This is a genomic window from Flavobacterium covae, assembly GCF_001534645.1.
GTDB lineage: Bacteria > Bacteroidota > Bacteroidia > Flavobacteriales > Flavobacteriaceae > Flavobacterium > Flavobacterium covae.
This window is the reverse complement of sequence record NZ_CP013992.1, coordinates 1,390,079-1,402,093: the sequence shown is the minus strand read 5'-3', so window position 1 is coordinate 1,402,093 and position 12,015 is coordinate 1,390,079. Positions and strand designations below refer to the sequence as shown.

Below are 12,015 nucleotides of genomic sequence, written 5' to 3'. Positions count from 1 at the left end.
TCCAATTATTTTCATGAAAATCAGTTGTTTCGTCGAAAAGAGTAATTAAATGTTTGCTATTTTAAATAATATTATTACTTTTGCACCCAATTTTATAACAAATAAATTTTATTACTATGAATCATTATGAAACTGTTTTCATCTTGAATCCCGTTTTATCTGAAACTCAGGTAAAGGAAACAGTAAGCAAATTTGAAGATTTTTTAACTTCAAAAGGAGCTAAGATTGTTGCTAAAGAGGATTGGGGATTGAAAAAATTAGCGTACGAAATCCAAAACAAAAAATCTGGATTTTACCAATTAATCCAATTTGAAGCTTCTAGCGAAGTTTTAGCTGGTTTAGAAATTGAGTACAGACGTGATGAGCGTGTTATGCGTTTCTTAACAGTAAGTTTAGATAAACACGCTGTAGCTTGGGCTGAGAGAAGAAGAGAGAAGTTAAAAACTAAAAAAGCTTAATTGATATGTCTACAATTGAACAATCTGCAAAAGGAAAAAAAGACGGAGATATCAGATATTTAACGCCTTTAAATATTGACACGAACAAACAAAAAAAATATTGTCGTTTCAAAAAATCAGGAATCAAGTATGTAGATTATAAAGATGCTGATTTCTTATTAAAATTCGTAAATGAGCAAGGAAAAATCCTTCCTCGCCGTTTAACAGGAACTTCTTTAAAATACCAAAGAAAAGTTTCAGTAGCAGTAAAAAGAGCACGCCACTTAGCTTTAATGCCATACGTAGCGGATTTATTAAAATAATAATTAACAAATAGGTTGTTGGTTTCCTGAGTAGGAACCTAACTTCTAAAATAAAAAGGACAACAACATGGAACTTATCTTAAAAAAAGACGTTCAAAATTTAGGTTTTAAAGATGATATCGTAACAGTTAAACCTGGTTATGGTCGTAACTTTTTAATTCCTCAAGGATTTGCTTTATTAGCTACTTCATCAGCAAAAAAAGTTTTAGCTGAAAATTTAAAACAAAAAGCACATAAAGAAGCTAAAATTGTAGCAGATGCTAAAGCTAAAGCAGAAGCAATAAAAACTTTAGAGATCAAGATTATAGCTAAAGCAGGTGGTGAAAAACTATTTGGATCTGTAACAAATGCTGATTTAGCTCAAGTTTTAGAAAAAAATGGTCACGCTATTGAGAAAAAATTTATCACTTCAGGTGTAATTAAAAGAATTGGTAAATACAGTGCTACTGTTCGTTTACACCGTGAAGTTATCGTTGATTTACCATTTGAAATTGTAGCAGAACAAGCTTAATTTTAAAAACGATATTTTTTTAAAGTCCCTTTTTGGGACTTTTTTTTTATTTTTACCATAAACAATTAAAATTTATTGACTTGAGATATAAGAGACTTACCAAAGAACAATTGGATTCCTTACATCAGGAATTTGCCAATTTTTTGGCTACTCAGCAAATAGATAAAGCCGAGTGGGATCAGTTAAAAATACATAATCCCGAAGTAGCCGAACAAGAATTAGATATCTTTTCAGATCTAATATGGGAAGGTGTATTAAGAAATGCAAAATTTATAGAGCATTTTTCAAAAAGACATATTTTTTTGTTTCATTGTCAAGAATATTTTATGCAAACTATTGTTATCAAAGCACTAAATGCTGAAGTAGATTTTTTGACTAATGATGGTTTAAAATGGTTAGGAGACCATTTGTTTACAGAAAATGTGGAACTCCTACGAGGAAAAAAAGAATATAAAAAAGAACGCAATGATGAACTATTTGAACTTATAAAAGAAGGAGCAATCTTAAGTGATGGACAGCTTTATATGCAGATAAATGGGGTCATTGAGTAATTTTTTTGCTTAACTATAATTAAATGGCTATTTTAGTATTTTATTACTTTAATAGCCCTTTTTATGGATATTTTTTTGAAAATTCAAGCCCTTAGAAACGAACTAAATCAACATAATTATAATTACTATGTTTTAGATACTCCTACTATATCAGATTATGAGTTTGATATAAAATTAAAAGAACTTCAAGAGCTAGAGGAAAAACATCCAGAATATAATGATCTTAGTTCTCCCACGCAGCGTGTAGGAGGGGCTGTAACTAAAAATTTCCAAACAATACAACACGAATATAGAATGTACTCCTTAGATAATTCTTATTCAAAAGAAGATTTGTTAGATTGGGAGATTCGAATTCAAAAAATACTAGGAAATAGACCAGTTGAATACACCTGTGAACTTAAGTACGATGGTGCTTCTATAAGTATTACCTATGAAAATGGAAAATTATTACGTGCAGCAACTCGTGGTGATGGTTTTCAGGGAGATGATGTAACACAGAATGTAAAAACAATTAAAGCAGTTCCTCTAACACTTAAGGGGGATTTTCCTGAGAAATTTGAAATTAGAGGTGAAATTATTTTGCCCTTTGCTGGATTTGAAAAAATGAATCAAGAATTAATAGAAATAGGAGAGTCACCTTATTCAAACCCAAGAAATACTGCTTCAGGGAGTTTAAAATTACAAGATAGTTCAGAAGTTGCTAAAAGACCTTTGGATTGTTTGTTATATTCATTAATAGGAACTAATTTACCTATCACAACTCAATTTGAAGGCTTAGAAAAAGCGAGAAATTGGGGTTTTAAAGTACCTATACAATCAAAATTAGCTTATTCTATGCAAGAAGTTTTTGATTTTATTGAATATTGGGATGCCCATCGTCATGAAATGCCTTATGAAACGGATGGAGTAGTTGTAAAAGTAAATAACTTAGATCAGCAAGAAGAATTAGGTTATACAGCTAAATCACCACGTTGGGCAATAGCTTATAAATTTAAGGCAGAACAGGTGGTAACTAAGCTAAATTCTATTTCCTATCAAGTAGGTAGAACAGGTGCTATAACACCAGTAGCCAATTTAGAGCCTGTCCAGTTAGCAGGAACAATAGTAAAAAGAGCCTCTTTACATAATGCCGATCAGATAGAAAAATTAGATATAAGAATTGATGACGAAGTTTTTGTAGAAAAAGGAGGCGAAATTATTCCTAAAATTATAGGAGTAGATGAATCCAAACGTTCTATTCATTCAATCAAAACAAACTATATTACTCATTGTCCAGAGTGCCAAACGGAATTAATTAGAAAAGAAGGAGAAGCACAGCATTATTGCCCTAATTATTATGGATGCCCACCTCAAATAATAGGTAGAATTCAACATTATATATCTCGAAAAGCAATGGATATAGAAGGGTTAGGGGGAGAAACCGTTGCTTTACTATTTAAAAATAAATTAGTTTCTAATTATGCTGATTTGTATGAACTTAAAAAAGAACAAATTGTTGTTTTGGATAGGATGGCAGACAAATCAGCAGATAATTTATTAATAGGAATAGAAAAATCGAAAGAAATTACTTTTGAACGTGTATTATACGCATTAGGTATTCGATATGTAGGAGAAACCGTAGCCAAAAAATTGGCAAAACATTATAAATCAATTGAAAATCTTCAAAATTCAACATTAGAAGAGTTGGTTACTGTTGATGAAATAGGTGTGAAAATAGCTCAAAGTCTAATAGAATTTTTTGAAAATCAAAATAATTTAGATATTTTGAATCGACTTAGAAATTATGGAATATTGTTAGAATTACAAGAAACAACTTCTGTAGTAAGTTCAGATTTATTGAAAGGTAAAAATTTTGTAGTATCAGGAGTTTTTGAAAATATTTCAAGAGATGAATTAAAACAATTAATAGAAAATAATGGAGGAAAAATAGGAAGTAGTATATCTTCTAAAACCCATTATGTAGTGGCAGGAAAAAATATGGGACCTGCGAAGTTAGAAAAAGCAACACAACTTGGAATTACGATATTATCAGAAGAAGAATTTAATGCAATGTTATGTTAAAAAACGCTCCTTTATACGTATACCTATTAGCTTGTTTTTTGTCAGTTGTAGCCATGCTATTAGGTAATGAATTTTTACTAATTATATGTAAACCTATTATCATTCCCGCTTTAATAGCCCGTTATTTAGCCATAGAAGAAAAACAAAATATAATATATGTATCACTTATATTTGTAATTTATTTTTGTACTGATGCACTCACCCTATTTAATTTTGAGTTCATAAAGTTTTTAGGTTTAATAGTCAAAAATGGTTGGTAAAAATGCTGTAAAGCATTATAAAATATGATATTGACGAAAGTTTATTGAAATTAGTTTCAATAAACTTTTTTTATTTCATGAAAACTTCAAAAAAAAGCGTTGTCCAACCTGTAAAAGCCTCAATACGATAAAGTGGGGAATAAGAGAAAATAAGCAACGATTTAAGTGTAATGATTGTGGTCAATTATTTACTTCAAATAATAAATCAGTTTCAGATTCTAATAAAGAGATTTGGTTTAAAAACTGGATAATCGGTAAAGATATTTTTGATAAAATTTCACTTGAATCTGGTTACAGTAAAAGTACTTTACAACGTTATTTTTCTAAAATGTTATCTAAAGCTCCTGTTTTAGAGTTTAGCTCCACTGATGATGTTTATCTTATGATTGATGGAACTTATTTTCCTAATGATATTTGTCTAGTAGTTTATAGAAATTTTCATTTAAAATCTACTCAACTTTATAGAATAACTGATAACGAAAATTATGAAGAAGTTGCAGAAGATTTACAAAATTTATTAAATCTTGGGATTACTATAAAATGTATTACTTCTGATGGTGATAAATCTGTATTAAAAGCGATACAAAATATTTGCCCTGACATAGCTTTTCAAAGGTGTTTAGTACATATTTCAAGAATGTGTAAAATATGGCTCACGGCCAATCCAAAACACAAATCAGGCTTTGAATTAAAGCAAATTATAATTAAAATCCATCAGATTAATTCTGAATACAAAAGACAATTATGGTTAATAGAGCTTATACATTGGGAAGAAAAATATAGAGACTATCTTAATGAAAGATCATATAAAATCGAAAGTAAAAAATATTGGTATACTCATAAAATGGTTAGAAGATCATTTACTGTAATTAAAAAAGCATTACCACATATGTTTACCTATCTTAAAGATGATAAAATACCAAATTCAACTAATGCTCTTGAATCATTTTTTGGACATTTGAAAGACAATCTAAATATTCATAGAGGATTAAGTATAAAAAACAGGAAGAACTTTTTAAGATGGTATTTATACTATAAAAATCAAATTGAAAAATAGGTTTTTTCAGCCATATTTGATTACCGATAATTAAAAAAGGATAGATTAAAACCTATCCTTTAATTATCGTATAATCATCAAACTTATTGCTGGTTGGTTGCTCCTCAGCAGAGCCAACTTCCTCTTCAATTTGATGTTGTAATATAAGCAATTTAAAATCAAAAATTACCAACCATTTTTGACCACATTACCAGTTTTTAAATATGGGATTGGATTTATGTCCCTATTTACTATTATTATTTTTAGTAATTAAGGAAACAAAAAGAATAGGGTTTTATCAGAAAGCATTTAGTTTTTCATTATTAGGTACTATTTTTTTAATGCTTTTAACTTATTTATTACTAAATGGTTTAGCTTTTGAAGATATGAAATATTCTGCGGCTATTGTTGTCTATGGTACTGTATTAACCTCTTTAATTTCAATTTGTACTTATAATTATTTGGTAATAAACAATCTTTGTTTTAATAATATCTTGATAGCCATTGTTTTTTCAGCTATGGCTGATATAGTATATGTAGTTATGATAAAAATGAATTGTACTATAGTTTTTGAATGTTTAAAATTCATATTTAGAGTTATTTCCTATTTCTTTATTATTGAATATTTTATAAATGTAAGACCTTATTTTTTTAGAGAAATAGAAAGTAATAAGATTATTAGATAAGATTTAAAAGTTAATAAAATAGCCTTTATTTTTGTTGAATTTTACCTTGTATTACAGAGATTCTGTAAAAGTTAGTAACTAAACATTAGTTGCTAACTTTTACAATAAAATAAAAAATGAGTCTTTTATTGTTTGTTTTACCTCGTTTTTTAGAGTGAGAGTCCTACTTTAATGAGATTTATTTTTTTTAAATATTCTATAAGGAAGCCTAGAGGGGGCTACTAGTTGTTATTTGTCAATTTAATATTTATTTCTTAGAGAATCATTAGTGCTAATTTAGATATTTTTATATAAATTAATTTGTTATACTTATTTTTTAAAATAATTTAATCAAGTACCTCTTTAATTTTTTGAGATAAATCATTTAAATTTTTATAATGAGATAACTTTAAATCTTTTTTTATAATCTTTAAATAGTCAATAATTTCTAATATTAATTCTAGAGGATCGGCTTCGTATCCATATAAGTTTTGATCAAATTCTATACCAGCCACCATTGCATTAGAATCAAGTCCAATACACCAATTTTCTATGAAATCAACTAAATCTATTTCTTCTATTTGGTAATTTGTCCATTCGTCATTTTGACAAGTTTGAGCATATTTTTTTTGACTCCAAACACAAAGTAATTGAATAGGATTTCCTTCTTCATCTTGATAATTATTTGTATAAGATAAAGAATAAAGTTCTTCTTTTTCTAAGGTGTATATTTTTTCGGTTTGACAAATCGTTTTAATAAACTCTTGGTGGCGTTGTATAATCTGAATGTCGTCTTTCATAAAATGGAAATGTTTTTTTATATTGTTTTGCAAGAATTAATGAACTTTATTTGAAAATAGCTAAAAAGAAATGAAAAATTTGAATTAAATAAAAAAAAATGAAAATCATGTATTTTATTGATTTTTGTTTTTTAATTTAATCCTTTATTGTTAAAAATGATAATGTTATTTTCCAATAGTAAATCATGATTGAAGAAATGGTTTGAGTGTTTGTTGTTATCTTATAAAATAGGTGTAATAATAACTTTAATATTTGTTTTTGGATTACAATATGTAATTTGTATTAAAATACTAGTTGTTTAAGTGAGTTTTGTTAAAAACTAAAAAAATATTTTATTTAGATTTTCCAGCTACACAAACCACAATTTCTCCCTTTGGAGGTTTTGTTTCAAAATGTTTTAGTACTTCTTCTGCTGTACCTCGTACTGTTTCTTCATGGAGTTTAGAGAGTTCACGGGATACGCTTACTAAGCGATCGGAACCAAAGTATTGAACAAATTCAGTTAATGTTTTGATTAGTTTATGGGGCGAAACATATAAAATCATCGTTCTGTTTTCTTCAGCTAACTGTAAGAAGCGGGTTTGTCTTCCTTTTTTATCGGGTAAGAAGCCTTCAAAAACAAATTTATCATTAGGCAAACCACTGTTTACTAATGCTGGAACAAAAGCAGTTGCGCCTGGTAAGCATTCAACTTCTATACCGTTTTCTAGACAAGCTCTTGTTAACAAAAAACCAGGGTCGGAAATAGCAGGGGTACCTGCATCGCTAATTAAGGCTATATTTTGTCCTGTTTGCAAACGCTGTATTATTTGATCAACGGTTTTGTGTTCGTTGTGCATGTGATGGCTTTGCATGTGAGTAGCAATTTCAAAGTGTTTAAGTAATTTGCCACTAGTACGGGTGTCTTCCGCCAAAATACAATCTACTTCTTTTAGAATTTTAATGGCTCTAAAAGTCATATCTTCTAAATTGCCAATAGGGGTCGGGACTATGTATAATTTACTCATTTGTTTGATTGTAAAAGGGGAGTAATAATTTAATTATTTAAAAAACAAAAAGTTTAAAAATAAATGATTAAACGAGTTTGTGAAAAGAAACAAGGTGGCTGTCCTAAAAGTTCGCAATCTTGTCATTTCAACAAAAGGGAGGAGTCGTATAATCTTGATTATGAGACTTCTCCTTGCGTAGGAGTGATAAACTGCATGTTGATTTATTATTTTTTGGACAGCTTCGTATATCCTTAAACTAGAAAATGAGATAAAAATTATGCAAATTTACTTATAATATATTCCATAAAACGTTCTTCATAATCTTCGCGACCTAACCAGTTGTTATAATCAGGTTTTACCATTTCTTCTATAAAATCTTTGGCTTCTTGGTAGCTTTTAAAAGTTTCTAATTGTGATAAGACACGATTTAAATCTTCGGTACTTCCATCAAATAAATTTTTTTCAAATGCCATGCGATCGTTTAAAGATAATCCAACGGATCTAGAAATTTTATCATTTAAATTACTTACGGGTTTCTCTATTACGCGCTCAAAAGTAATTTCATTAAAATTAGACATGAATTCAGGGAAAATCTCTTTTACAGCTGATGTATGGATTTCGTTGGGAGTAATTTTTTCTTCTGTTTCTGTATTTATTTTTTCAGAAACGGTTTTAGAATGTATTTGATTGAAAAAAGCATCCATTGAAATGTTCTCGGATTTGCTATTATCTTCTTTGTTTTCTATAATTTGAGAGGTGTTTTCTTTTTCGGTTATCTCTTCTTCAAAATTTTCTACAGCTAAGATAGTTTCTACAATTGGTGTAATTTCCTTATTTTCAGCTTCTGTGTTTTCAATAGGCAGAATGGATTCATCCAATTCTTCTTCTAATTGAGCTATTATTATCTTCTCATTATAATCAAAAGCGTGTTCTAATTTTTCTTCTATTTGTTTTTTTCCAATAGTGGGTTGTACGTCACTAAAATTTTCTTCAACAAATAATAAAACAGAAAGTTTTTCATACAATCGTTGTGCCTCACGATGTAATTCTCGTACATCTTCTTTGTGTTTTAATTGTAAAACTTTATGGGCAATACTAATCAATTCGGCTTCCAATTTCTTTTTCATTGCGTTTAAATTTTTGGTGATGAAAGAATTAAAATTTATTGATAACTTTATCAGTTGAGCTGTAAAACAACCAGTCTTTTTTAATAATTTTGCGAGTTACAAAGTAATAAAAACTATTCATTTTTATCATTATAAAATTAAAAAATGTTTTTAGAAAATACAGTAAACCCAAAAGAACAATTTGGATGGATTGAAGTAATCTGTGGTTCAATGTTTTCAGGAAAAACGGAAGAATTAATCCGTAGATTAAGAAGGGCTCAGTTTGCTAAGCAAAAAGTAGAGATATTTAAGCCTAGTATTGATACACGTTATCATGAAGAGATGGTTGTTTCTCATAATAAAAATGAAATTCGTTCTACACCTGTTCCAGCTGCAGCTAATATTCGTATTTTAGCACAAGGTTGTGATGTAGTAGGAATTGACGAAGCCCAATTTTTTGATGAAGAAATAGTTTCTGTTTGCAATGACTTGGCAAATGCAGGAGTTAGAGTGATTGTAGCAGGATTAGATATGGATTTTAAAGGAAAGCCTTTTGGTCCTATGCCTGCTCTAATGGCGACTGCGGAATACGTTACTAAAGTACATGCAGTGTGTACTAAAACAGGAAATTTGGCACATTATAGTCATAGAAAAACGGCTAATGATAGTTTGGTCCTTTTAGGAGAAACAGAAGAATATGAGCCTTTAAGCAGAGCCGCCTACTTTAACGCTATGCGTAATGATATAGATGTAATAGACGAACAAATTATAAAGAAAGAAGAATAAAAATAATGGCACTGATACTTAAACAAATTGCAACAGCATTATCTTGTGAATTTATAGAAGTTGATAGTTCTATTGTAATTGATACAGTTTCAGTAGATAGTCGATCACATCAAAATGCAAATTCAACACTTTTTTTCGCTCTTATTGGTCCTCATCATGATGCACATCAGTATGTAGAAACTCTAATAGAACAAGGTGTAAAATCATTTGTAGTACAGACTATTAATGAAAAATGGTTGGGTAAAGCCAATTTTTTAAAAGTAACCAATACTTTAGAAGCTTTGCAATTATTAGCTACCTATTATAGAAATTTATTTTCATTTCCTATAATAGGAATTACAGGTAGTAACGGTAAAACAATCGTAAAAGAATGGTTGAACTTTTTGTTAAGTCCAGATTATACAATTATAAGAAGTCCAAAAAGTTATAACTCCCAAGTTGGTGTCCCACTTTCAATAATAGGAATTAATAAAATGCACAATTTAGGTATTTTTGAAGCAGGAATTTCTACTGTAAATGAAATGCAAAATTTGCAAAAAATAATTCAACCCACTATTGGAATTTTAACAAATATAGGATCAGCTCACGATCAAGGTTTTGTTGATATTTATGAAAAAATAAAAGAAAAATTAAAGCTTTTTAAAGAAGTAGAAGTTTTAATTTTGAATAAAAATAAAACAATTGAAGCTTTTTTAGATCCATCCATCAAAACTTTTACATGGAGCACAGAAAATAAAGAAGCAGATGTTTTTTTTGAAAAAAAAGGAATAGAACAGAATACCGATTTAAAAGTTATTTATAAAAAACATCATTTTAAGATAAGTGTTCCTTTTATAGATGAAGCTTCTTTAGAAAATAGTATGCACTGTATTTTGATTATGTTGTATCTAGGATATAATGAACGAGTTATTAAGGAAAGAATAGCCCAATTATATCCTGTAGAAATGCGATTGAAGGTTAAAAATGGTATTTGTAATTGTACTTTAATAGATGATAGTTATAGTTCTGATTTTCAGTCGTTAAAAATAGCACTAGATTTTTTACAAAATCAAAAACAAAACCAGAAAAGAACTTTGATTATTTCCGATATTTTTCAGTCAGGATTAACGAACGAAGAACTTTACTCTAGAATAGCACAATTAATTATATCTAATAAAATAACAAAAACTATTTGTATTGGAAGCACAATTACAAAATACAAAAGTAAATTTCAGAATGCTATCTCTTTTGAATCAACAGCTTCTTTTCTAAATGCTTTTGATAGCCTTGATTTTTCAGATGAAACCATTTTGATTAAAGGAGCTCGTGTTTTTGAATTTGAAAAAATTGTTTCCTTATTAGAAGAGAAAAAACACGAAACCGTTTTAGAAATTAATCTAAATTCATTAAGTCATAACTTTAATTATTACAAAACTAAAATTAAACCTACTACTAAAATAATGGGTATGGTAAAAGCTTTTGGCTATGGAAGCGGAAGTTTTGAAATAGCAAAATTACTAGCTCATCATAAAGTAGATTATTTAGGGGTAGCTTTTGCAGATGAAGGAATTGAGTTAAAAAAGGCAGGAATTGAAGTACCCATTATGGTTATGAATCCTGAAATGACTAGTTTTAGATCCATTATTCAATACGGATTAGAACCTGAAATTTACAGTTTACGAGGTTTAAAAGCTTTTCTGAAAATTTTAGAAGAAAAAAAACAAAATCATTATCCAATTCATATTAAGATAAATACAGGGATGAATCGTTTGGGGTTTGATGAAGAAGTGATACCTGAATTAATATCTATATTAAAACAAAATAAAAAGATTCAGGTTAATACTATTTTATCTCATTTTGCCGAAAGTGATAATGATATAGATAGAACATTTAGTTTGAATCAAATAAACTTATTTGATCGCCTCTCCAGACAAATTATAGACACATTAGAATATAATCCTATCCGTCATATTTGTAATTCATCAGGAATTAGTAATTATCCTGAAGGCGAGTTTGATATGGTTCGTTTAGGAGTAGGGATGTATGGTGTTTCTAATGATTTAAATGAAATGAAATATTTAGAAACAGTCGGAACCTTAAAATCTGTTATTTCACAGATACGAACTCTAAAAATAGGAGATACAGTTGGATATAATAGACGTTTTGTTGTAGAAAAACCAACACGTATGGCTGTAATTCCTATTGGTTATGCAGATGGGATATCTAGAAAATGGGGTAGAGGTCTAGGTTATCTTTTAGTTAATGGAGAAAAAGCACCCATTTTAGGAAGTATATGTATGGATATGCTTATGATAGACGTTACTAATATATCCTGTGCAGAAGGTAATGAAGTAATTATTTTTGGAAAAGATTTGCCTGTAACTGTTATTGCAAAGGCTATAGATACTATTCCGTATGAAATATTAACAGGTATTTCGCGTCGTGTGTCGAGAATTTTCTACAGGGAATAGATTTTGAGTTAATTATTTATATTTTAGCTTTGTAACTTT

The 12,015-nt window shown here is 28.8% G+C and carries 13 protein-coding genes; 10 read left to right on the top strand and 3 right to left on the bottom strand.

Annotated features, from left to right (window positions below; all coding sequences use genetic code 11):
• Window positions 1-116 precede the first annotated feature (116 nt).
• The 8 genes from rpsF (at window position 117) to AWN65_RS06240 (ending at window position 5,865) form a co-directional block, all read left to right on the top strand.
• The gene (gene rpsF, locus AWN65_RS06275) at window positions 117-458 is read left to right on the top strand and encodes a 30S ribosomal protein S6 (protein WP_060382383.1); all 342 of its coding nucleotides are present in this window, start codon (window positions 117-119) and stop codon (window positions 456-458) included.
• Between the two features lie 5 nt (window positions 459-463).
• Window positions 464-760, top strand: coding sequence for a 30S ribosomal protein S18 (rpsR, locus tag AWN65_RS06270; protein WP_014164395.1), 297 nt, complete (start codon window positions 464-466; stop codon window positions 758-760).
• A 67-nt stretch (window positions 761-827) separates the two neighbouring features.
• Window positions 828-1,271, top strand: coding sequence for a 50S ribosomal protein L9 (gene rplI, locus AWN65_RS06265; protein ID WP_060382382.1), 444 nt, complete (start codon window positions 828-830; stop codon window positions 1,269-1,271).
• 80 nt (window positions 1,272-1,351) lie between these two features.
• Window positions 1,352-1,822 carry a DUF6495 family protein gene (locus AWN65_RS06260; RefSeq protein ID WP_060383845.1) on the top strand — a complete coding sequence of 157 codons (471 nt, stop codon included), beginning with the start codon at window positions 1,352-1,354 and terminating at the stop codon, window positions 1,820-1,822.
• Between the two features lie 63 nt (window positions 1,823-1,885).
• Window positions 1,886-3,883, top strand: a complete 1,998-nt coding sequence (gene ligA / locus AWN65_RS06255; RefSeq protein ID WP_060382381.1) for an NAD-dependent DNA ligase LigA — start codon at window positions 1,886-1,888, stop codon at window positions 3,881-3,883.
• Window positions 3,877-4,143: a hypothetical protein gene (locus AWN65_RS06250; RefSeq protein ID WP_060382380.1), complete on the top strand. Its 267-nt coding sequence runs from the start codon at window positions 3,877-3,879 to the stop codon at window positions 4,141-4,143. The genes ligA and AWN65_RS06250 overlap by 7 nt, the downstream gene beginning before the upstream one ends.
• Window positions 4,144-4,186: 43 nt before the next feature.
• Window positions 4,187-5,200, top strand: a complete 1,014-nt coding sequence (locus AWN65_RS06245) for an IS256 family transposase, variant Zn-binding type (protein ID WP_456236273.1) — start codon at window positions 4,187-4,189, stop codon at window positions 5,198-5,200.
• A gap of 203 nt (window positions 5,201-5,403) precedes the next feature.
• Complete coding sequence (locus tag AWN65_RS06240) at window positions 5,404-5,865, top strand: hypothetical protein (RefSeq protein ID WP_060382379.1); 462 nt, start codon at window positions 5,404-5,406, stop codon at window positions 5,863-5,865.
• Between the two features lie 326 nt (window positions 5,866-6,191).
• On the opposite strand, the gene AWN65_RS06235 is transcribed toward AWN65_RS06240, so the two are convergent.
• The 3 genes from AWN65_RS06235 to AWN65_RS06225 all read right to left on the bottom strand — a co-directional run bounded on the left by AWN65_RS06235 (window position 6,192) and on the right by AWN65_RS06225 (window position 8,761).
• The gene (locus AWN65_RS06235; RefSeq protein ID WP_060382378.1) at window positions 6,192-6,644 is read right to left on the bottom strand and encodes a DUF2750 domain-containing protein; all 453 of its coding nucleotides are present in this window, start codon (window positions 6,642-6,644) and stop codon (window positions 6,192-6,194) included.
• Between the two features lie 333 nt (window positions 6,645-6,977).
• A complete protein-coding gene (gene rsmI, locus AWN65_RS06230) occupies window positions 6,978-7,652 on the bottom strand; it encodes a 16S rRNA (cytidine(1402)-2'-O)-methyltransferase (RefSeq protein ID WP_060382377.1) in 675 nt (224 codons plus the stop codon).
• Between the two features lie 257 nt (window positions 7,653-7,909).
• Window positions 7,910-8,761, bottom strand: a complete 852-nt coding sequence (locus AWN65_RS06225; RefSeq protein WP_060382376.1) for a hypothetical protein — start codon at window positions 8,759-8,761, stop codon at window positions 7,910-7,912.
• Between the two features lie 144 nt (window positions 8,762-8,905).
• Here AWN65_RS06225 and AWN65_RS06220 point away from each other — a divergent pair, with 144 nt between their 5' ends.
• Together AWN65_RS06220 and AWN65_RS06215 are read left to right on the top strand one after the other, a co-directional pair.
• Window positions 8,906-9,526, top strand: a complete 621-nt coding sequence (locus AWN65_RS06220) for a thymidine kinase (RefSeq protein WP_060382375.1) — start codon at window positions 8,906-8,908, stop codon at window positions 9,524-9,526.
• A gap of 5 nt (window positions 9,527-9,531) precedes the next feature.
• Window positions 9,532-11,976, top strand: a complete 2,445-nt coding sequence (locus AWN65_RS06215) for a bifunctional UDP-N-acetylmuramoyl-tripeptide:D-alanyl-D-alanine ligase/alanine racemase (RefSeq protein WP_060382374.1) — start codon at window positions 9,532-9,534, stop codon at window positions 11,974-11,976.
• Window positions 11,977-12,015: the final 39 nt, after the last annotated feature.